Source organism: Calditerrivibrio sp., assembly GCA_026415135.1.
Taxonomy (GTDB): Bacteria; Chrysiogenota; Deferribacteres; order Deferribacterales; family Calditerrivibrionaceae; genus Calditerrivibrio.
The window spans coordinates 1-22,531 of record JAOAHS010000056.1 but is presented as its reverse complement, the minus strand read 5'-3'; the positions used below and the strand labels follow the sequence as shown (position 1 = coordinate 22,531).

Annotated in this window: 24 protein-coding genes and 2 tRNA genes; 6 read left to right on the top strand and 20 right to left on the bottom strand. The window is 34.1% G+C overall.

Annotation, left to right across the window (positions count from 1 at the left end):
* From N3C60_09320 to N3C60_09305, 4 genes are all read right to left on the bottom strand, one after another.
* A partial coding sequence (locus N3C60_09320) for an endonuclease V (GenBank protein ID MCX8085105.1) occupies positions 1 to 248 on the bottom strand: 248 nt, incomplete at its 3' end.
* A gap of 2 nt (positions 249 to 250) precedes the next feature.
* Positions 251 to 1,213 (bottom strand): RNA polymerase sigma factor RpoD/SigA, encoded by a 963-nt coding sequence (locus N3C60_09315; GenBank protein MCX8085104.1) that lies wholly within the window; start codon positions 1,211 to 1,213, stop codon positions 251 to 253.
* 138 nt (positions 1,214 to 1,351) lie between these two features.
* Positions 1,352 to 2,638 carry an NAD(P)/FAD-dependent oxidoreductase gene (locus N3C60_09310; protein MCX8085103.1) on the bottom strand — a complete coding sequence of 429 codons (1,287 nt, stop codon included), beginning with the start codon at positions 2,636 to 2,638 and terminating at the stop codon, positions 1,352 to 1,354.
* A 9-nt stretch (positions 2,639 to 2,647) separates the two neighbouring features.
* Positions 2,648 to 3,220 (bottom strand): hypothetical protein, encoded by a 573-nt coding sequence (locus tag N3C60_09305; protein MCX8085102.1) that lies wholly within the window; start codon positions 3,218 to 3,220, stop codon positions 2,648 to 2,650.
* Positions 3,221 to 3,415: 195 nt separating this feature from the next.
* On the opposite strand from N3C60_09305, the gene N3C60_09300 reads away from it, so the two are divergent.
* The 6 genes from N3C60_09300 (at position 3,416) to N3C60_09275 (ending at position 10,458) form a co-directional block, all read left to right on the top strand.
* On the top strand, positions 3,416 to 4,201 hold the full coding sequence (locus N3C60_09300) for an enoyl-CoA hydratase/isomerase family protein (protein MCX8085101.1): 786 nt from the start codon (positions 3,416 to 3,418) through the stop codon (positions 4,199 to 4,201).
* Positions 4,185 to 5,453, top strand: coding sequence for a TolC family protein (locus tag N3C60_09295; protein MCX8085100.1), 1,269 nt, complete (start codon positions 4,185 to 4,187; stop codon positions 5,451 to 5,453). The genes N3C60_09300 and N3C60_09295 overlap by 17 nt, the downstream gene beginning before the upstream one ends.
* Positions 5,446 to 6,549, top strand: a complete 1,104-nt coding sequence (locus N3C60_09290; protein ID MCX8085099.1) for an efflux RND transporter periplasmic adaptor subunit — start codon at positions 5,446 to 5,448, stop codon at positions 6,547 to 6,549. Before N3C60_09295 ends, N3C60_09290 begins: the two co-directional genes overlap by 8 nt.
* Positions 6,536 to 9,607, top strand: a complete 3,072-nt coding sequence (locus N3C60_09285; GenBank protein MCX8085098.1) for an efflux RND transporter permease subunit — start codon at positions 6,536 to 6,538, stop codon at positions 9,605 to 9,607. The genes N3C60_09290 and N3C60_09285 overlap by 14 nt, the downstream gene beginning before the upstream one ends.
* Positions 9,608 to 9,690: 83 nt before the next feature.
* Positions 9,691 to 10,005, top strand: coding sequence for a hypothetical protein (locus N3C60_09280; protein ID MCX8085097.1), 315 nt, complete (start codon positions 9,691 to 9,693; stop codon positions 10,003 to 10,005).
* A gap of 9 nt (positions 10,006 to 10,014) precedes the next feature.
* On the top strand, positions 10,015 to 10,458 hold the full coding sequence (locus N3C60_09275) for a hypothetical protein (GenBank protein ID MCX8085096.1): 444 nt from the start codon (positions 10,015 to 10,017) through the stop codon (positions 10,456 to 10,458).
* Positions 10,459 to 10,481: 23 nt separating this feature from the next.
* Here N3C60_09275 and fliQ read toward each other — a convergent pair whose 3' ends face one another.
* From fliQ to N3C60_09195, 16 genes are all read right to left on the bottom strand, one after another.
* Positions 10,482 to 10,754, bottom strand: a complete 273-nt coding sequence (gene fliQ / locus N3C60_09270; protein ID MCX8085095.1) for a flagellar biosynthesis protein FliQ — start codon at positions 10,752 to 10,754, stop codon at positions 10,482 to 10,484.
* Between the two features lie 7 nt (positions 10,755 to 10,761).
* Complete coding sequence (gene fliP / locus N3C60_09265; protein MCX8085094.1) at positions 10,762 to 11,469, bottom strand: flagellar type III secretion system pore protein FliP; 708 nt, start codon at positions 11,467 to 11,469, stop codon at positions 10,762 to 10,764.
* Between the two features lie 26 nt (positions 11,470 to 11,495).
* A complete protein-coding gene (locus N3C60_09260) occupies positions 11,496 to 12,263 on the bottom strand; it encodes a hypothetical protein (GenBank protein MCX8085093.1) in 768 nt (255 codons plus the stop codon).
* Positions 12,256 to 12,540: a FliM/FliN family flagellar motor switch protein gene (locus N3C60_09255; protein ID MCX8085092.1), complete on the bottom strand. Its 285-nt coding sequence runs from the start codon at positions 12,538 to 12,540 to the stop codon at positions 12,256 to 12,258. The genes N3C60_09260 and N3C60_09255 overlap by 8 nt, the downstream gene beginning before the upstream one ends.
* 7 nt (positions 12,541 to 12,547) lie before the next feature.
* Entirely contained in the window at positions 12,548 to 13,102 is a 555-nt protein-coding gene (locus tag N3C60_09250; GenBank protein ID MCX8085091.1) for a flagellar basal body-associated FliL family protein, read from the bottom strand.
* Positions 13,103 to 13,114: 12 nt separating this feature from the next.
* On the bottom strand, positions 13,115 to 13,633 hold the full coding sequence (locus N3C60_09245; GenBank protein ID MCX8085090.1) for a hypothetical protein: 519 nt from the start codon (positions 13,631 to 13,633) through the stop codon (positions 13,115 to 13,117).
* Positions 13,623 to 16,355 (bottom strand): tetratricopeptide repeat protein, encoded by a 2,733-nt coding sequence (locus N3C60_09240; protein ID MCX8085089.1) that lies wholly within the window; start codon positions 16,353 to 16,355, stop codon positions 13,623 to 13,625. Before N3C60_09240 ends, N3C60_09245 begins: the two co-directional genes overlap by 11 nt.
* Positions 16,356 to 16,400: 45 nt before the next feature.
* Positions 16,401 to 17,672, bottom strand: a complete 1,272-nt coding sequence (locus N3C60_09235; protein MCX8085088.1) for a hypothetical protein — start codon at positions 17,670 to 17,672, stop codon at positions 16,401 to 16,403.
* Positions 17,650 to 18,057: a ribonuclease HI family protein gene (locus N3C60_09230; protein ID MCX8085087.1), complete on the bottom strand. Its 408-nt coding sequence runs from the start codon at positions 18,055 to 18,057 to the stop codon at positions 17,650 to 17,652. The genes N3C60_09235 and N3C60_09230 overlap by 23 nt, the downstream gene beginning before the upstream one ends.
* Before the next feature lie 14 nt (positions 18,058 to 18,071).
* Positions 18,072 to 18,782 carry a C4-type zinc ribbon domain-containing protein gene (locus N3C60_09225; protein ID MCX8085086.1) on the bottom strand — a complete coding sequence of 237 codons (711 nt, stop codon included), beginning with the start codon at positions 18,780 to 18,782 and terminating at the stop codon, positions 18,072 to 18,074.
* Positions 18,775 to 19,899 (bottom strand): Nif3-like dinuclear metal center hexameric protein, encoded by a 1,125-nt coding sequence (locus N3C60_09220; protein MCX8085085.1) that lies wholly within the window; start codon positions 19,897 to 19,899, stop codon positions 18,775 to 18,777. Before N3C60_09220 ends, N3C60_09225 begins: the two co-directional genes overlap by 8 nt.
* Positions 19,900 to 19,916: 17 nt before the next feature.
* Positions 19,917 to 19,993: transfer RNA gene (locus N3C60_09215), tRNA-Ile, on the bottom strand.
* 71 nt (positions 19,994 to 20,064) lie between these two features.
* Positions 20,065 to 21,261 (bottom strand): diguanylate cyclase, encoded by a 1,197-nt coding sequence (locus N3C60_09210; protein ID MCX8085084.1) that lies wholly within the window; start codon positions 21,259 to 21,261, stop codon positions 20,065 to 20,067.
* Positions 21,261 to 21,998, bottom strand: coding sequence for a sulfite exporter TauE/SafE family protein (locus tag N3C60_09205; GenBank protein MCX8085083.1), 738 nt, complete (start codon positions 21,996 to 21,998; stop codon positions 21,261 to 21,263). Before N3C60_09205 ends, N3C60_09210 begins: the two co-directional genes overlap by 1 nt.
* Positions 21,992 to 22,363: a hypothetical protein gene (locus N3C60_09200; GenBank protein MCX8085082.1), complete on the bottom strand. Its 372-nt coding sequence runs from the start codon at positions 22,361 to 22,363 to the stop codon at positions 21,992 to 21,994. Before N3C60_09200 ends, N3C60_09205 begins: the two co-directional genes overlap by 7 nt.
* Before the next feature lie 80 nt (positions 22,364 to 22,443).
* A tRNA-Leu gene (locus N3C60_09195) sits at positions 22,444 to 22,527 on the bottom strand.
* Between the last annotated feature and the right edge of the window lie 4 nt (positions 22,528 to 22,531).

The following is a 22,531-nucleotide window of genomic DNA, read 5'->3' as shown; positions in this document are numbered from 1 at the left end:
ATAGGTAATTCTCTAAAAGATAAAAAACCCGGAATATAGGGAAAATCTACTCGATCAATATGATTAACAACCTCAACTACTTCAAATGTAGAATCGATCACAACAATAACACAAAACCCACTCCCTCTACTCATATCAAAGGCAACATCAATACCTGCAGCAGTAAAAACTTTTTTCCCAAGCGGAACCAAACTTACCATCTTGGATAAAAGAAGCTGCTCCTCTTTAAGCTTTGAGAATATCGACATTTTTAATTAAGATAATCTTGAAGTCTTTTTCGTACAGCTTTTTTTCTGAGTTTATTAAGAGCCCTAACTTCTATCTGCCTTACCCTTTCACGACTTATATTTAGGATATTACCTACTTCTTCTAATGTCATGGGTGTCTCACCATCGAGACCATATCTCATACGTAGAATGTTTGCCTCCCTTTCGTCAAGTTCCTGAAGCAATGAATAAAGAGTATCTTTTAAAGTCTGATTGATCACCTCATCTTCCACTTTTACAGCTTTTGACTCCAAAAGGTCAAGAAACGTCCTATCTTCACCATCTTTTATAGGACTTTCGAAGGAAAGATAATTTCTTGAAACCATTAATATATTTTCTATATTTTCTTTTGGTATACCGAGATACTCAGAAATCTCTTCAGAAGTTGGTTCCCTGTGGTATTTCTTTGAAAGATTTTCTATAGCTTCATTGATTTTATATAACAAGCTTGCTTGTTTTATGGGTAGCTTTACTGTACCGGACTGCTCAGCTAATAGCTGTATCATCGCCTGCCTTATCCACCATACAGCATAGGAGATAAACTTTACCCCTTTGTCGGGATCAAACCTTTTCGCCGCTTCCACTAAGCCTAAATTACCCTGATTTATCAGATCACTGAGACTTACACCGGTATTTTTATATCTGTTTGCCATAGACACAACAAATTTTATATTAGACAAAATCAACTTGTTTAAAGCCTCTTGATCACCCTCCTGAATTCTTTTACCTAATTGGTACTCTTCTTCGCGCGTAAGTGGCTTATATTTGTCTATTTTGTTTATAAAATCTTTAAGAGAATCATCTGTCAAAGAAGATATCGCCAATTCTAAGTTCTCAGGTGATTCAGAGATATCTAACTCTTCTAACAGGTCTTCACTTATATCTTCTTCTAAATCTTCAATCTCTTCTGTTTTCTCTTCTAACACATCATGCTTTTTCTTTGCCAAACTGTGCCTCAAAATAAGTTATTATAATAAGATCAAAAAAATCTTAATAAGTTCACCTTCATAATAACATAAAAATAAAGAAATTAAAAGTTATTTCATAATATAAAAAAAAGGGGGGAAGACCCCCCTCTTAGGTCATTACATAAACGTGTCTTCCCAAATAGCATTTGCCCAGCTGTATTGATGCTCTTTGTCAATTTTACTCCTCTTATCAGGAATACCACCAGCTTTGCCAACTTGAAGAGTAAGTTTCTTTTCATCATTGTATTCATAAACGGTGGCTATCCATATCGCCTCAGAATCACTTACCATGCTATAGCACGTATTCAACATGAACGGACGAGGTGGATTCTTACCACTTAATTTTGCTACAATGGCTTCTGCTACCACTTTTGCCATAGAATTAGCTACATATCCAGAATGTGGCAGGGTACCAAAACTACCTCTATTAGCACTATCACCAATTACGTATACATCCTTGACCTCAGTTGACTCAAGGGTCCACGCATCCACTGGAGCCCATAGTTTACCCTCTGGAATAAGACCAAACTTAAAAGCAGAGTCACTGGCCTTTTGATCAGGAATATAGTTTATCATATCAGCTTTAAAATCACCTTTTGATGTTTTAATAGTTCTACCGTTTATATCAATACCTTGTACCTCAACCTCAGGAATATACTCCAAAACATCCTTATAAAGTTCGGCAAAAGCTGCTTTAAAAAGCTTTGTCTTAGATGCCACATCATCGTTTGCATCTATCACAATTAGCTTACTACCGGGCTTTTTTGCTTTGATATACCAAGAAATCAAACAGGCTCTTTCATAAGGTCCAGGGGGGCATCTGTAGGGAGCCTTTGGAACCCTCAAGAGGACAGTACCACCCTTAGGAAGATCCTTTAGCATATTCGCAAGTTTTATTGTTTGATCACCAGCCTTCCATGCATGAGGCAAAACCTCTGAAACCTCTTTGGTATAACCTATTTTATCATCAAATTTGAATCCAATACCTGGAGATACCACTAAGAAATCATAGCTAACATAACCATCAGCAAATAGCACTTTTTTAGCTACACCATCTATACTTTCTACAGTCCCCTTAAGAAATTTAACCCCATATTTTTTTTGCAAAATATCATACTTAAATGTGATCTCTTTTATGTGACTAAGCCCAACAATTACATGATTGCTCATTGGACAGGAGTAATAGATATCGGAGCTATCCACAAGCACTACATCAAGCTTAGGACTTAACATCTTTAGATATTTAGCAGCAGTAGCACCACCGAAGCCACCACCTATTACAACCACCCGTGTCTGTTTTTTTGGCAAAAGATCTTTCTTTGAATCTGAAGCAAATATATTATTAGACAAAGTCAAACCAAGTCCAACCAAAGCTGTCGTCTTGACAAAATCTCTTCTTTTCATATTAACCCCCTATTTTAGACTCGAATAATAGGCAGCAAGAGCCTTTATCTTCTTTTCATCCATGCTTTTTACAAGATCCATCTCCGGTGTTTCCCCTCTTTTACCTTCCTTATACTCCATCAGAGCTAACTCTAAATAGTATGGATGCTGACCAGAAATTCGTGGATTTCCATTATCTCCTTGACCTTTTTTGCCGTGACAATCAGCACATTCTTTAGAAAGCTTCTTACCCAAAGCTACTAACTTTTTGTCAGACTTTATTTTCGTATTAAACCATTTCTGATCGGCAAAATATTCAGCTACAAGCTTTGATTTGTTATCATCATAAGCTATAGCAATCTTAGCCATCACCGTACCGTACCTTTTCCCATCTCTAAATTCAACCATAGTCTTATAAAGGTATTCAGACTTTTGTCCCCCAATTATAGGCATAGAATGCCCGGGAGCAGCGCCATTAGTACCATGACACCCAGCGCAAACCTTGGAAATACGTCTTGCTTCATCCTTATCATACGACTTAGAATCTGCCATGACAGAACCAACACAAAACAACAACATTACTAACAAATAGACAAACCTCATAACTCCTCCTGATTTTTTTGTAAAAACCATATTCTATTATACCACAAAAATTTAACAAATGTAACACATCTTTTTAATACCAATTTAGTCTTTTTTTTACCATAAATTTCTAATAATTTCAAGTAAAAACAAAATAAACTTGTCTTATTTTACGCTTTGTATTATCATACAAAAATAATATATATGGAGTATATTATGAAATATGAAAAAGATACAAATTCACACAGACTTGATATTATATTAGATGGAACATACCTTACAAAGGATGATATCATCAAACTAATAACACTATTAAAGTCTATAGAAAAAGATAGAACTATTAATCATATCGTATTTTCATCAGACGGAGAAAACTTTTGTTTGGGACATGATATAAATGAGATCTTACATTACGATGTCACCCAATCAAAAATATATTCATCTCTTGGACAGGAATTATTAAAAATGATAAGAAGATCAAAAAAGATCTTTCATGCTGCACTAACAGGAAAAGCATTAGGACCTGGTTTTGAGTTGGTTTTAGCTACAGATCTTATTTTTGGTACAAAAGGAACTACTTTTGGTTTTCCAGAGACAACTTTTGGTATCCTACCAGCTTTTGGTGGTACCTCCCTAACCTCAAGAAAGATTCATGAGAATTTTGCAAAATTTTTAACAATAACAGGTAACGAAATCGATATAGATGAACTTTTTTGTCGTGGAATTGTCTCTAAAATATTCACCACCCAAAAAGAGATGTTTAGCTATATTGAAGAAACGATAACAAATCTGAATGAAAAAAGTATCTTTACCTTAGGTCTTGCAAAAGAGACAATAAACAATGGTATAGAAATAGATCTCGAAAGAGCACTTCTTTTAGAACAAAACGCTTTTGCAGTAGCTTTTAGCAGTTATGACAAAAAAGAGGGCATGGGTGCATTTGTGGATAAAAGGAAACCTCATTTTAAAAATAGGTGGGAAGACTATGAGGAGATGTTTTAGTCTTTTTTTGTTTCTGTTTTTCTCTATAAATACAAAAGCTGAAACAATTACTAACCTCAAACAAGCAATCAACATCTCCCTCGAAAAAAATCCACAAATTTTAGCTATTAAAGAACAAACGGATGTCTATAAACATAAAATAAAACAAACAGAGGCAACAAAAGCACCCCAAATAAACTTATCTACTGGTTACAGTAGGGTCTCACCCCTCCCTGCTGTAACCACCTCAAAAGATACCACAGACAACTATGATCTTTATACAATTAATTTGGATCTAAAAATGAATCTCTATGATTTTAAAAAAACAGATTATCAAATCAAAAGTCTTAAAAGTCAAGAAAACTCAGTGGTTTTTGATACCATCGCTTTGAAGAACAATATCGCATTCCAAGTTACTTACAATTACTTCAAATTACTTCAATTGAAAGAACAACTCAATGTAGCCATACAGACATTGGAAAATCAAAAAAAGCACTTAAACACTGCAAAAGCTTTTTTTATGCAGGGTCTAAAACCCAAAATTGATATAACAAAAGCTGAAGTAAACCTCTCTAATGCTGAACTAAATGTAATCAAAGCTACAAATATGGTAAAGCTCGCCACTACCGAACTGTCTAAGGCGATTGGAGTTGACAACCTAATCTTTGCACCTGAAGAGAAAGATTTCCCATTAAAAGATATAAAAGATCTTCAAGCTTATCTTTTAGAAGGCTATAACAGAAGATGGGAAATCAAATCCATCCAAGAGAAAATCAATGCACTAAGAGAAAGTATAAAAGCCTCAATGAGCAATAATCTTCCCACACTCAATCTGGAATCCAGCTATAGTCGTTCAGGATCCCATTTAGATATGAACAAAGATGGTTGGAGTATAGGATTCAAAGTAAGCATACCCCTATACAACGGTAACATAACAAACTATCAAATCAATGAGTTATTATCAAATATAACAATATATAACCATCAGTTGGAACAATTAAAACAGAATATCCGCTATGAAATAGAAAATAGTTACTACAGCCTTGTAGAAGCGATGGAAAAATACAAAATCTCAGAAAAATTGTTAAAACAAGCAGAGGAAAACTATGAAATAGCAGTAGGCAGATATAATGCTGGGCTTAGCACTCCACTGGAGCTCTCAGATGCAGAGGTCGAATTAGAAAAAGCTAAGCTCAATAAAATTTCTTCAAAATATGAATACCTTATATCAAAAGCCATGCTTTCAAAAGCAGTTGGAGACATGTATGAATAAGACCTTATTTTTCTTAATGGTTTTTTTTATCTCGGTTTCATGTACTAAAAAACCATCTGAAAACCCTAAAAAGCAAGCACAACCTGTCCCCGTGGAGATAGCTATCGCTGAAAAGAAAGATATACCAGTAGTATTAGAATCATTTGGTCAAACCTCTGCTATCCAATCAGTGTCTGTCACGTCGAAGGTATCAGGAAAAATTGAAAAAATATACTTTAAAGAAGGTCAAATCGTAAAAAAAGGCGCACTACTTGTAAAAATAGATTCCTCTCAAATCGAAAAGAGCTTGGAACAAGCAGAAGCCATTTTAAAAAGAGATCTGGCTTTATTTGAAAATGCTAAAAAAAATTTAGAACGCTATAAAGAATTAGCTCAAAAAGGATACGTAGCTCAAATAGACTATGATAATGCCCTGACAAACTACAAAGCTTTGGAATCCACCATCGAAGCTGATAAAGCAAACATTAACTACCTAAAAGTTCAACTATCTTATTATTACCTACACTCACCAATTTATGGCAAAGCAGGAGAAATCCTTGTAGATGAAGGGAATTTTATAAAAGAAAACGATAAAATCATCACAATCATAAACCAGATATCCCCTATCCATGTAGAATTTGGCCTTCCAGAAAGCAAACTACCCAAAATACTTGAATCTATCAAAGCTGGAAAAGAGATGAAAGTAGAGATATATAATGAAAACGGTCAATTCTTAGACACTGGGCCTATTACATTTATAGATAATACCATTGATAAATCTACGGCATCATTTAAAGTAAAAGTTACTGTACCAAACAAAAATGAGCTACTATGGCCAGGTCAATTCGTGAAAGTAAAACTAAAATTAGATACTTATAAGGATAGTATAGTAATACCATCTTTGGCGATTCAAAAAGGGCAGATGAAAGATTATGTCTGGGTTGTTTCTGACAATATCACTGCAGATATAAAGAATATCGATATAATTTATGAGTACGATAATTTAACAATAATAAAAGGTTTAAATGCTGGGGAGAAAGTAGTTATCGACGGCGCAATCAAACTCAAACCAAAATCACCAATAAGCTTAAAAAAAGGGAAAAATGAGCAACGATAAACACTTCAGCAGTTTTTTTATACACAGACCTATTACTACAACCCTACTGATGCTATCCCTTATAATATTTGGTATCTTTGCCTATTTCAAACTTCCAGTTAACGACTTACCAAACATCGATTTTCCAACTATCGAAGTTACTGCAAACCTCCCAGGAGCAAGTCCTGACACTATGGCTTCATCTGTTGCATTGCCACTTGAAAAAGAGTTTTCCACTATCGACGGAATAACTTCAATGATATCAAACAATACCAAAGGACAAACAAGGATAACAATTCAGTTTCGCTTAGAAAGAGATATAGATGCAGCTGCTCAAGACGTCCAAGCTATGATTTCAAAGGCACTGCGAAATCTCCCACAGGATCTTTCTAGCCCACCATCCCTGAGAAAAGTAAATCCAGCTGATTTACCGATATTTTATTTGGCAATCACTTCAAAAACACTTCCATTGTATAAAGTGCATGAATATGCAGATCTATATATAGCCCAACAGATCTCATCCCTTCCTGGTGTAGCACAGGTAAATATATTTGGTTCTCAAAAATATGCTGTGCGAATAGATTTAAAACCTGAAAAGATCTATTCTTTGGGTTTAAGTTTTGATGAAATAGCCACGACCATTAGAAAGAACAACCCAAAACTTCCCACTGGGGCTCTCTATACATCAACCAAAAATTACGTATTAGAAACCACTTCGAAACCACAAAAAGCCTCTGACTTCGAAGAGATTACAATCAAAACTAAAGATACAATGCAGATAAAATTAAAAGAGGTAGCTGATGTTTACGATAGCGTGGAAAACAATAAAGTAGCCAGTTGGTACAAAGATACAAGAGCTATAGTTCTTGCTATCCAGCGTCAACCAGGTAGCAACACAATCGAGATTGTGGATAATATAAAACAGATGCTACCAAAAATCAAAACCCAGCTACCCGGTTCTATTGATGTAAATGTTTTATATGATAGAACAATACCCATCAGAGAATCGGTGGAAGATGTAAAATTTACCCTTGTTTTAACTATAGCTCTTGTCATAATGGTCATATTTATATTTTTGCGAAACTTAAGAGCCACCTTAATACCTTCATTTGCTCTACCTATATCATTGATAGGCACTTTTGCAACAATGTATTTACTGGGCTTTAGTATAAACAACTTATCTTTATTGGCACTGACTCTATCTGTTGGCTTTGTAGTCGATGATGCAATCGTTGTGTTGGAAAACATATTTAGGCATTTAGAAATGGGGAAAAAACCCCTCGAAGCTGCAATAGATGGAACAAAAGAGATATACTTTACCATTATATCTATGACCCTTTCATTAGTTGCGGTTTTTATACCTGTGCTGTTTATGAAAGGGATTTTAGGCAGACTATTAAACGAATTTGCAATCACCATTAGTTTTGCAATTCTTATTTCAGGTATCGTATCGTTAACACTAACACCAATGCTCTCTAGCAGGTTCTTAAAACACCATCATTTAACGCACAATACCAATCCTTTTAACAGATTCTTTGACCGTATCTTTTCTGGTATGTTCTATATCTATAGGATAACCCTTTTAAAAGTTATACAGTTTAGAAAAACTGTTATAGTTTTCTTTATTACTACAACTATTTTTACAGTCTATCTTTTTATAGAAATGCCATTAGGATTTCTTCCAAATGATGATGTGGGGCAACTTTTCATCGTAACAGAAGCTCAACCAGGTACAACTTTTGAACAGATGGCATCTTATCATAAAAAGATAAGTAATATCTTGTTACAGGATGAAAATATAGATGGCTTCATGTCATCGATAGGAGCAGGAGGAGCAAGTTCAAGCGAAAACAGTGGAAGATTTTTTATCACGCTTAAAGATAGAAAGTATAGAAAAATGAATGCAGAAAAGGTAGCTGCATCCCTAAGAAAAAAACTTTCATCGATCACTGGTATAAAAGTATTTGTCCAAAACCCCCCACCCATAAGATTGGGAGGCAGGCTCACCAAAAGTCAGTATCAACTCACATTAACAGGAAGCAACACCGAAGAGTTGTACTCGATGGCATCTATCATGGAAGAAAAACTGGGTAAACTTGCTCTAATACAGAACGTTACAAGCGACTTAGAGATAAAAAACCCCCAGATATCTATAAGCATAATTAAAGAAAAAGCAGATCTCATGGGTATCAGCATAGATAAAATTGAGCAAGCACTCCAACTTGCTTTTTCCGAATATCAGGTATCTACCATATACGCCCCTGATAACCAATATAAGGTTATTTTGGGAGTTGGTAGATCTTTTCAGAATACAAAAGAAAAATTACAAAACATATACATACCCTCAGCAAACAAACTAATTCAGCTATCATCCATAGTAGAATTTAAGGAAACGTTAGGCCCAATATCGGTAAATCATTTAGGACAGATGCCAGCTGTGACAATATCCTTTGATCTAAGAGATGGGGTGGCATTAGGGGATGCAGTTAAAAAAGTAGAAGAAATTGCCTCAAACACACTCCCTGCTAACATCAGTAGTTCTTTTCAAGGTACTGCTGAAGCTTTTAAAGCTTCTACAGAAGGGTTATGGCTTTTAATCCTTTTTGCCGTAATTGTTATTTATATCGTTTTAGGTATACTTTATGAAAGTTTTATACATCCCCTCACCATTTTATCAGGTCTCCCCTCTGCTGGCTTAGGAGCCATATTGGTACTAAAACTATTTGGGTATGACCTAAACGTTTATGGCTTTGTTGGATTAATAATGTTACTAGGTATTGTAAAGAAAAATGCTATCATGATGATAGATTTTGCATTAGATGCTGAACGTAATAGAAATTTATCACCATTAGTTGCCATTACAGAAGGTGCTCTAATAAGGTTTAGACCCATTATGATGACAACCTTTGCTGCCCTAATGGGTGCCATACCCATTGCCATTGGTATTGGAGCTAGTGCCGAAGCGAGAAAATCATTGGGGATAGCAATTGTTGGTGGCCTATTGGTTTCCCAATTGGTAACTTTATATATCACTCCCGTTATATACTATTATTTAGACAAAATATCAAAAAAAATGTAAAATCCTAAAAAACTATTTACAACTACATTGTGTAAATATATATTCTAAGAAAATAAGGGCAAAGCCTGTTACAGGAGTTTGACATGAGTACAAATGAAGAAAAAAAGTTTGACTGCTGCACACCAGCAGATGCCGATTGTGGCTGCGAAGATGAAAACTGCTACTGTGAAGATGCTGAATACGAAAGCTGTTCGTGTGGTTGTGATGATGAAGAAGGGTTTATCAATATCGAAAACGTTACAGAGGTAGCATTAGACCAAAACGGCACTGTTCACCTACTTGTGGTTGATGATGATGGGAATAACCCCCAGGAATATGCCATAGAATTCCCCAGCTATGAACAAGCAGAAAGCTGGATTAGGGAGAACTTTGGTGATGACATATTTGAAGAAGAATAGGAGATCGATATGAAAAAATCTATTCTTACTTTGGCCTTTGGTTTATTACTATCATTTAATGCAATGGCAAGCGATCTGGATGATTTCATCTTAAACCTGAACATGCAAGTAAAAGATGACACTACATCATTCAAAGCTGAGCTATCAACTACCTTTGGAGCAGATAAAACAAAAGTAGAAACAGTTGTAAAATCTGTTGACAAGCCAGCAGATGCTTATATGGTATTCAGACTTGCAGAGGTAACTAAAAAGCAACCTGAAGAAGTTTTAGTGGTATATAAAAAGCATAAAAACAAAGGTTGGGGAGCAGTTGCTCAAGAACTTGGCATAAAACCAGGTTCTAAAGAGTTTCATGAACTCAAAGAGAACAAATTGAAAAAGAAAGAACATGGAAAAAAAGAGAAGCATAAAGAAAAAGATAGAGATAAAGGCAAGGGCAAAGATAAAGAGTAGTTCAAGCGGGGAAACCCGCTTTTTTATTTACCAATATAACCGTTTAGATTAGTAAAAAGATTTATTGTAAATGATATCATCATATCCATCATCCATGGAAAAAATATGACTAAAGCAAGTATAACAGCTAATATCTTAGGGATAAAAGTAAGGGTCATCTCCTGAATCTGGGTAACAGCTTGAAAAATACTAATAATTAGACCAGCTACAAGACCAAACAACAGCATAGGAGCAGCCAAAAGCAGAGCAATTTCTAAAGCTTTTGTGGTCAAACTAACCACAAGATCTGGATTCATCCTTTCCTCACATAAAGCTCTTTACAAGTGACATTACTATTAGATTCCAGCCATCAACCAATACAAAAAGCAGTATCTTAAAAGGCATAGAGATCATAACAGGAGGAAGCATCATCATACCCATCGACAAGAGAACACTTGATACAACAAAATCGATTATTAAAAAAGGTAAAAACAATAAAAATCCTATTTCAAAAGCCGTCTGAAGTTCACTCGTAACAAAAGCTGGTAGTAAAACGAGATCAGGAATATCATCCACCGTTTTAGGTGCCGGTGTTTTGGATATCTGTAAAAATGTAATGATATCTTTTTTTCTAGTATTCTCCAGCATAAATTTCCGCAAAGGCTTCTTAGCTTCCTTTAATGCATCGGTAAAAGTCATTTTTCCATCTAAATACGGTGCAAGAGCTTTTTGATTCATCTCGGAGAAAACAGGGGACATTATAAAAAATGTTAAAAAGAGCGCAAGTCCAATCAAAACTTGGTTTGGTGGCGTTTGCTGGGTACCCATAGCACTTCTTAAGAAGGAAAATACTATGATAATCCTGGTGAATGATGTCATTAATATCAATATAGCTGGAGCAATGGAAAGGATCGTAATCAAGAATATTATTTGTAATGTAACAGCCACATCCTTAGGTGCAGTTGCCCCCTCTATACCAAACCTGAACGCAGGTAGAGGTATAGGGTCTGCAGCCCAAGCACCTGTAACCAACAAGAAGAAGACTAAAAGAGCTAAAATCAGTTTCTCTTTTTTAATGATTCCACCTTATCCTTTATTATTGTTGATGATACCTCTATCTCTTCTTTTATGGCATTTTGCCCAAAAAACCTCAGATAACTTGAGAAATCCTGTTTCTTTGAAAAACCAGCTTTTATAGCATCTATGACTTCAGCCTCAGTAATTTTATCAAGTAATGAGATCTGATCACCACTCAAACCAAACATATAAACAGTATCTTTTATCTCATAAAAAAATATGCTCTTACCCGGCATTATATCTATTTTGCCAAGGCTCCTACCCACACCGGGTATATCAGACACATAGGTTTTCTTCATAAAAAGCTTTATCAGCCAATAAAACACCAGAATTATGATCAGTATAAACACTATACTGACCAACATCTTTAAAAAAGTAGATCCACCTGTCGTCACCTCTTGATTCTGCACAGGAAAGATCAAAGATATCTCCACGCCATTTTGTGTTTGAACGATATCGTATTGCTGGGGTTTTTTATCAAATAGGATATCTACTCTGGTGTTGCCATTTTGTTTTGATGAAACTATTTTGTTAATATTTTGACTCCAGAGTTGACTTGCATCTATGTTGTGTTCACCTTTCAGTACTAAAGCTAATTTATTATTTTCCAGTTTTTTTTCGACAATGGTAACTTCTTGTCCTATATTGATCTTTAAAAGAGATTTACCTGATGACTCCTCTACAATAACATTACTTGCCCATGCAAAAGTAACAAAAACAAGTAGAAAGAACAGTACCCTTTTACTCATACAATCTGTCTTTTTTCATCTCAGCCAATGCTGCTTTTGTCTGTATATCGCTCAGCCTAAATGCAAACTTCTCATCCAATACCATTATCTCACCAATAGCCAAAGGCTTATTGTTAACAAGCATATCTACAGCCTCACCTGATGTTTTACCGAGCTTTATAATAGTACCTTTATCCCAGCTCAAAAGTTCCCCGATGGTACAGAGCTTTCTACCTAATTCCACTGTCACATCCATGATCACATCACCAAACTCTTTTATTATATAATCCTTATCCATAAAAAACCTACTGCACTATAAATTCGCTGAAGAAAAGATCTGTTATCTCCCCTTCCACAATTACCATATTAGCTCTTTTGATTATCTCCTGCTTCAAAGCAATCTTACCTTGAGGAGTATTGACATCAGCTACTGTTTTGGATGAAAGTACTGATATAATAATATCCTTTATCTGGGGCTCCCTTTTTTTCATCTCCTCTTCCAGTTTTGGATTGTCCAACTCCAATGCAATCTGAACTTTTAGGTACCTCTGCACACCTTGATCAGCCAGGTTTACAATTATAGCTCCCATTGAATAAACTATAGTTTTATTTTTTGCATCCTTTCCACCTTTTGCGTTTTTCTTTTCACCAGCTTTATCTTTTTTATCAACCGTTTTATCTTCCTTAGCAGGAGCATCACCCTGCGCTGTAGTATCTGCTTTGTTTTTAAACAACATCATATAGGCAACAAAACCTCCGCCACCAAGTAACAATACAACCACAAGCAATAAAATGATAAGTTTTAGTTTAGATTTTTTCTTATCACCTTCTACTACTTTCTCCTCTTTTTCCTCAGCCATAACTATCCTCCATCACTGTCCTATATAAAAATTATATACAAAACTTGCAATAACAACAAGATTTAATACAATAAGAAATATAAATACCATTTTATTTTTCTGATCAATAACATCCATCCTAACCTCATTCAAAACATTCAAGAGATTTTCATCCTTTACTACCCCTTTTATATATTCCACAATACTGTCAAAACCATCTATCATAGAGGAAATAAAAGCAAAATTATGTTTATCGGATAACATCATAAGAATCCTACCCTTTAGAGGGACAAAGGATATCTCTGTTAATTCATTGAGATTAATGACCTTTTTCCCATACAAACTTTTCACTCTAATATTTGTATCTTCTATCATTACAGTATTGACTAAAAGGGATACTATATTCAAGAAAACAAGAAGGAAAATAACTGTGGCCACAACATATTTCCCAGACCCAAAATCAGTCAAAGACAAAGATATTGCATAAATAACAATGTTAATTAAAAGAATAAAGGCCATCACCAAAATATTCTTTTTTACCTTAAAAGTCATTTAAAACAATCTCCAACGGCAATTTTTTGTTCTTAAGCACCGACTTTTCTAATCTATTAGCATTATCATAAGCTGTTTGCAAGTTATTTTCTCTAAAGCCTCTTAACAACTCCACCATATACCCTCTATAATCATTTGGTGCAATTTCTATATACTTATTGATAGATTTACTTAGATTGTAACTATTATTTGTTATAAAATGATAGAGCATTTGATAATAGTAGGCCTGTTTGTCCATATTAAGTTTTTTTAAGTTTTGTAATGAGATCTCAGCATTTATAACATCCATTTTTAAAGTAAAATAATATAACGATAATTTAAAAAGTTTTGGCTCTTTATCATCAATCTTTCTAAGGTTTCTCAAACTTTCTAATATAGTTGGTCTTTGAAAATATATATCATATTTTATATTTTCCACAGCCAAATGCCTATCAAGCTTATGATTGCTTAATTTATGGGGGATATTCTTTGTTAGTGATAGATAATAAATCATATAATCAGACAACCTATCATTGTTGGGATAAGCCAATATTTTGTTAAAATAATAAAGACTCAAGAGAGATTTAACGGTATCTTTCCTAAACAAAACACTTTCCTTTTTCAAATAACCTTCATAATCACCAGTTTTAAAAAGAATAGCTAAATCTTTTATTGACCTTAATAGTGCTGGATCACTGTCTTTTATTACACCAATGACATCGTCATACTTTTTACTACCAATTAGAGCTAATAATTTTGTATAGTAAAACTGATCTGCCTGTTTCTTTTCATTTTTCTCCAATATATCAAAATTGCTGATCAACATGTCGTATTGAGAAAAAACCCTCACCCTTTCATCCTGATAACTAAGGCAGATAGCCTTCCCCAGATATGCGGGAAAAATAAACTTATTATTTAGCAACACATTATCAAAAAATTCATACGCTTTATCAAGATCACCCAGATTCAACATCAAAAGTCCAATATTATAATAGACAATAGGATTATCCCCCAAATAATTTACAGCCTCAGTAAATTCTTTAGATGCTTTTTCATAATCAAATTCAAGCATCGCTTTTACACCATTATTATTGTGTTTGATCCCTTCAGAAAAGTTTACAGATTTCTTTAATTCATTCAAGGCTAACAATTGATCACTCTGTTTTAAAAGGTTATACCCTGTAGACATGTAAATAGTCATCTCCTCTGGATGAATAATTATCGGAGTAAGGACTAATCTCAAAAACGTTTCATATTCAAGCCTAAACTCAAAAGCAAAATTCAGATCTTCAAGGGTTGGTTGAAGTTTGAAGGATACCCTTGGAAATCGCTTGACTGTCTTGATATATCTAACATTTTTAAGGGAAAGATCTGCCAGCTTTCCAAACTGTTTGGTGTTATAATACAATACAAATTTGTAAAAAAATTTTTCAGGTATGTCATCCATCAACTCTATGCTCTGCTCCGCAGCATTATAATTACCTTTTTTTATGTTAAGGTACGATACAACATAATTGTAATCTTCATTTTTCTTGTTCAATACCTGTAAAATTGTGTTTTCAGCAGCGATAATATTACCTTCCTTCAGTAATAACATAGATCTGGCAATATTATTCAGGTCACTATTCCTCAGCGCAGGTATCAGTTTTTTGGCTTCTGCAAAGTTATGATCATAAAGTATGGACTGTTTTATATAATTGAAAAGGGTATCATCATCTTTGATCTTTTCATATGCCTCTTTAGCCACTTTATGGGCATTTATCAAATCACCCACCAAGATATAGTATCTATGCTGCAAGAAAAATAGTTCTTTTTCTTTAGGGTATTTACCCATGGCTTCCTTTAAAACATAATTTGCCTCGGTATAGTTGGATGACTTTATCAAGTTCTTTACATAAAGGGCATAACTCCTTACTGAAGGATTAAGCATAACAAGATTTTCAGCAGCTAAAGAAGCCATATCATATTTTCCCTGATTTTCATAAATCTTCATTAGTAGTTCAGAGGCTTCATAAGTTTTTTTTAAGTTTAGCGCCGACTTCAAACTATATATACTTTTTTCATAGTTTTCTATATTATAGTACGCAAGGCCAAGCTGGTAATAATCTTCATAATCTTTATTTTCCCTTTCTTCAAGTTTAACTATTGCATTCTTAATTAGATCACTCCCTTTTTTATCCTCCCCAATACCTTTTAAAAAAAGCCCATAGCTAATTAATCCCGAAGGATCTTGATCCTTTGATTTTTCATACTTCTTATAGTAATAATAAGCCTTTGCCGTATCCCCCCCAAGTGCATAAACCTCTGCAACCACCTGAATCTCCTTTGATGTCTCCGGCTCCACCTGCGACACAATATCTACTGCCTCTTTAATCTTCCCCTGCTTTACCAAAGATGCAGCAAGGTTCACATAAGCAGGCTTAAAATTTTTATTTTCTTCTAAAGACTTTCTAAAATAATCTTCACTTTCCGAATACTTACCATTTAAATAATAAACTATACCAAGATTATAAAAAGCAACTGATCTATTCTCATTCAGACCTTTATTGTAATACTCTATAGCTTTATCAAAATTACCATTTAGCAGATATTGATTTCCCAGATCTATCTTCTCATTTTTTGATTCCACTATAGGAGCTAAAGGTTTTTTCGCTGTAACATTATCTTTCGCTTTCGCTTTCTCACCTTTGGAGCATGCTATTACAAAAATTATCAAAATAATTAAGAAAAATATATTCTTCATAGGGAGTAAATCGTCAAAGGCAAATCAAACTTTAGCCAAAGATAGCTAATCACCAAGGTCCAACATTTCAATACCAGGTAAATATTCTTTAAAGGTCACTTTTCTTAAATTAGCAAATTTATTTGTAATTTTATTTATCAAAGAAACATTCTTCAAAATCGAATCCACAATTTTTTGAAGGTTCTCATCATCCTTATATCTTCTTTTGATCAACTCAGCATTTAAAGATATTGCACAAAGGGGGTTATTTATTTCGTGGTTTACACTTACAGCCACTTTTGCAAGAGTAGAAAGTTTCTCTTTTTCTATGAGTTGTTGCTGGTACTCTTTGAGTTGTTCAATAGTATTGGATAACTTCTCCTGTAATCGCTTACTGTATATTTCCATTGCAGCATGATCAACTATCTGTTTTAAATAAAACAGACTATCTTCAGAGAAGGTCCTTCCATCTGTATAGTAAGATACAATTGCAGTCCCATAAACCTCTTCACCATAATATATGGGTAATTTAAAAAACCCCTCAGGACAAATACTCGATATGGAAGAAGCTGAATACCAAAAATTCTCCAAAGGATTTTCCACCTCCACCTTTGTTTTACCTTTTAAAATAGATTCTGCCCATGGAGCACTTTTAATGTCAGAAAGATCCCACTTTAAATTCTTTATACTATCAAACATAATCCCAGAAGAAGCTACCACTGTCTCCTGCATACCCTCTATCTTTGTTATAATAACCTTGTTATTTGAAAACTCCTTTGAAATAAACTGACACAACTTTTCTAAAATCAGATTAGCACCATTAGTAATATTAATCTCACGGATAAAGGACTCGATTAACCTAAACTTATTGATAACATTTTTCATCCTGATCCTGTCGGCTTCAAGTTCTTCAGTTTTTTCCAAAAGGTTTTTGTTAATTTTCTCTAAGTTGCTGCTGATAAATTTGATCTTTTCAAAAGCAGTTTTATTTTCTATTGCATCCCTGATGGAAGATTCAAACTCCTCTGATGTATACCCATAGTATATATAATCAAAATAACCGATCTTCAAAAGCTTCCGAACTTTGTCTGTATCCTTATCACCTATAAACACAAAAGAAGCATCCACATCTTTTTCCCTAAAAATATTGAAGATATCAACAGGGTCATCAACCAGATGTTGATTTATTACAGCTACGTCAATATTCTCATGGATTAAAAAACCGTAAAAACTTTCCATTTTATCAAAAAAATAAAAGTTATAACCATTCCTTACACAAACATCATACTGAAGCCTTATCTCATTGATATCATCACTAAGCAGGAGAATCTGATGCATACTTTTTCCCCTCAGAAGCAGCCTCTTTAGAAAGCTTATCGGCTAATTTATTATGCTCTCTTCTAATATGCTCCACAGAAAAATCTAAGGAATACACTTCCTTTACAATCTCATCATAAATAGATTTTAGCGTGGCATCTTTAATCTTATATATACCAGAAAATTGTCTTGCAATCAATTCAGAATCTGTTTTTATGATAATTTTTTTTGGCTTAAATTCCTTAGCTTTTTTTACAGCAAACAATATAGCTTTGTATTCAGCAACATTGTTGGTAGCTATACCAATGTAAACTTTATTTTTCACCAACAACTCAGTACCTTTAAAAATCAAAAACCCACAGCCTGCATGCCCGGGATTACCTAATGATGCCCCGTCGGTGTAAATTATTAGTTCTATTGTTACTCACCGTCTCTATAATACAAAAATCTTTGGCAATTTGGGCACTGATGAATTGAAGCATTCTTTTTAACTTCTACAAATAACTGGGGCGGTATCTTCATATAACACCCCGAACAGATCTCATTGTCAACCCTTACTATAGCCAAGTTATTTCTGGCTCTCCTGATAGTTTCATATTTATTTATATACTGTTTTTTTACTGTGGATACCAACTCATCCCTCTTAGTATTTAACTCTTTTAACTCCTGAATAATGAGGGCATTCTCTTTTTCTCTACGTTTGCTAACCTCATCATATTTTTTATCCAATATAATTCTTTTTTCTTCTATATTAGCAAACTCTTTTTCCAAATTTTCCACAGATTCTGTCATCTCTAAAGATTTTAGTTCTAGTTCGTATAGCTCCTTTTTCAAAACATCAAGTTCCTTCAGTACAGCTTCATACTCTTTTGTGTTTTTAACTGTGGACAGCTTTTTATGGGATTTATCCAAAGAAACTTTCTTGTTTTCAAATTCCTTTTTGATAATCTCACTGTCTTTTTTACTTTTTTCCAATTGACCTTTCAATTCTTCAAATCTATGTCTCACCGCATGATACTCATCCTGAATCTCCACCATATAATCTGGCATAGTATTTAATATTTTATTTATCTCAAAAATTCTGTTATCAATTCTTTGTAACTCAATCAATTTCTCCAATTCTTCAAGCATCTATATCCTCCTTTCTCACATACAATTTAATTGGGGATTTTTCATCTATAACAACTACCTCTACACCAATATCCCTTTTAACAGTCTCTGCTAAATAATTCATAAATATCTTCTCAGTTTGAAAGTGCCCCACATCTATTACAGCAATACCATTTTCATAAGCATCCAAAGCATCATGATGTTTCATGTCCCCAGTAATAAGAAATTTAATACCCTTATCCCTGCAAATCTTCCAATAGGAAGCACCGCTACCAGTCAATATAGCTCCTTTATTTGATACAATCCCGTCTAACCCATTATGCCTTATCTCCCTAAGATTTAATTTCTTCAAAATATGTTCGCAAAGATCTATCAGATCCATATTTTTACCAAAATCCACAATTCTACCCAACCCATAAGGACGATTTATCTTAAGGGGGTAAACATCATAGGCTATTTCCTCATAAGGATGAACAATCTCAACAGATCTTATGAGCTTATTCAACGCTTTCTCAGGTACAATTGTTTCAAGCCTGTACTCATGGACTTCTTCTAAAACACCTTTTTTACCAATAAAAGGATTAGTACCTTCTAAAGGTTTGAATGTTCCAACGCCTTCTGTGTAGAAGCTACAACAACTATAATTTCCTATCTTGCCAGCATCACAACTTTCGAAAACATCTATAATTCTATTTTCATAACCTTTTGGAACAAAAACAACAAACTTATAAAACTTATCATTACCCAAAACCTCAAAACACGATAATACATTAAACTCTAACTTATCTGCCAATAGATCATTCAGGGAATAATTAGCAAGATCTAAGGTTGTATGGTAAGAATAGATGGATATGTCGTTTTTTATAGCAAGTTCTATTTTTCTACCGATGGGTGATGTAAAAGATACATTTTTAACGTTACCAAAAAAAAGAGGGTGATGGGTTATCAAAAGCCCACACCCTTCCTTAATAGCAACCTTTATGTTTTCTTCTGTGGGGTCTAAAGCAAATGCTACTTTATCTATAAGATTTCGTCTGGAATCTACTTGAAGTCCATTGTTGTCCCATTCGTAATATCTTGAAGTGTCACAGATCTTGTTTTCGATATAAGCAATTATAGAGTCAATTTTAATAGTCATCAAAGTCCCACTTAAAATGGTGGGCCAACCAGGACTCGAACCTGGGACCTACCGGTTATGAGCCGGTGGCTCTAGCCAGCTGAGCTATTGGCCCCCTTCCTAGAAGCGGATTGTTAATATATCAAAATTTAAGATATTGTCAAGATTTTTTTAATCACTAAGTAGCTATAACGATAATTGATCTGCCACAACAACTCTATTTCTTCCACTGTTTTTAGCTCTATAAAGACACTGATCGGCTCTTTTATATAACTCTTCAAATACATTCGATAAGGTATTATCAGATATTCCAATACTTACTTTAACAGATATCTTTTTTGAAGAGAAAAGAGCCTTTTCCATTTTCATCCTAACCCTCTCACATATATTATAAGCAATCTCTTTTCCAATAGGGAAACATATTCCAAACTCTTCACCACCCAATCGACCAAATATTTCATTTTCCCTCAACTGATTTTTTATAAAATTTGCTATATCTATCAACACCTCATCACCAACATCATGCCCATAGGTATCATTGATATCTTTAAATCTATCTATATCTATTATTGCAAGGGAAACTCTATCATAATTTTTACTTAATAAGGTCTCAGTAGCAAACTTCACAAAAGATCTTCTATTTAAAACTTTTGTTAAATCATCAGTTTCCGAAAGATACTTGAGCCTATTCCTTTCCTTGACATGATCAGAAACATCTTCAAAAATAATTATGTATCTTCCCTCAACAATTTCAGTCATGTCTACATTAGTGTAGATTATATTGTCATCCCTTTGCAAGAACTTTACCTCACACTTTGGTAATTTATCATAAAAACAAGGTAAAAACGCCTCAATTCTTTTATCTAAAATGTTCTCCTCTTTATCACCTATTATCTTTAGGAAAAAAGGATTTACCTTTTTGATTTTGTTATCAACAACATAAACAAGCCCAACCTTTACCTTCTCAAAAATGGTTTCTAATTCCTTGTTACTTTCATAAAGTTTGTTTCGAATCTCTACCTCATACGTTATATCCTCAAAAGACCATAAAACATATTCTACCCCCTCTATCAATATAGGAACCCCCGTCAACTTAACCCAAAAAAGTCCCCCATCTTTTTTCTTATACAAGAGTTCGTTCGATTGAATGAACCCAGACTTTGTCCTTTCAAAATATTTTCTATACTCATGGAAATATTCTACACTGGGGGTCAATATCGACGTCTGCTTACCCATAACCTCTTCTTTTTCATACCCAAAAAGCTGCAAAAAACGTTGATTTACTTTCCTTATCACCCTTTGATCATCCACAAATATCATAGGAACAATACTTTTATCAAAAAGAATATCGTTTGTAAGAAATAACTCATAGTTTGCATCCATTAAAACAACTCCAACAACATTTTTATACCTATAACAAAAAGTAAAGTTGATATAACGTATTTAATAAACTTTATGCTTTTAATTCTGTACATCAGGCAATTCCCCGCTATACCACCGATTACTGAAGCCATAGTTACCACGATCAGCAATTCCCAATCGATTTTTACAAATGTCATATAAGTTAAAAAAGAGATAAATGTTGTAAAAGGTACTGTAAAACTCACAATAACTGTTGTAGCCACCACATCATAGCCATATAGAAGCAATATGGGAGCTAAAATAGCTCCACCTCCTACACCAAGAAGCCCAGAAATATAACCCACTAAAGCACCAAACAAATAAAGAATCCACACAGATATTTTTCTTGTACTGTAACTTTCTGTTCTTTGTTTAATTATTAAAAGAGCCGATATAAAAAGGAATACCACAAAAAACACCTTAACAAGATTTGTAGAAAAAACTTTGCTAGATATTGCCCCCAGAGGTGAAAACAAAAATGACATAGCGACAAAAGGGATAACCGAGCTAAAATTAACTACACCCCTTTTTATATTCATAAATGTAGCAGTCAGTGTTGAAGAGGCATTACAAAATAACCCAATAGCCTTAGAAAGTTCAAAATTAAACCCTGCAAACAGCAAAAAAGGTATCAAAGCAAGGGAAGATCCCATACCCGCAAAAGCAAAAACAGACGAGACCAAAAATGTAACAACAAAAACTTCGATATATATTAACAAACTGTCAACTTAACATCTTTAGCTTGTCCCCCTTTCAATCTTTCGGCCAAACCAAGTAACCCACCCAAAAGATATTTAGCATTATACCCTTTCATGCTTAAATATTGGCAGGCGATATTTGATCTTGCCTCTAATGGACAAGCACACACAATAATCTTATCCTTTGGCAACTCATTCAATCTATCAGGCAGTTCATTTAAGGGGATATGTTTGGCAATCTTCATCTCCCATACATCGAGTTCAAAACCGTATCTTATATCCAAAAGTATTGCTTCACCTTTGTTCATAGACTCTATCAATTGCTCAATGTTGAACCTCTGAGCTCCAATAGAGGACATACTAAGACTTCTAATATAATCATCCATAAATCCTCCTTTTTGTAAAATACTATATGAAAACAATGAAAAATCAACAAAAATTAAAAAAAATCTATCCATCATAGAAATGCCCAAAGGGGGACTCGAACCCCCACAGGTGTTACCCCACAGGATCCTGAATCCTGCGTGTCTACCAATTCCACCATTTGGGCAAAA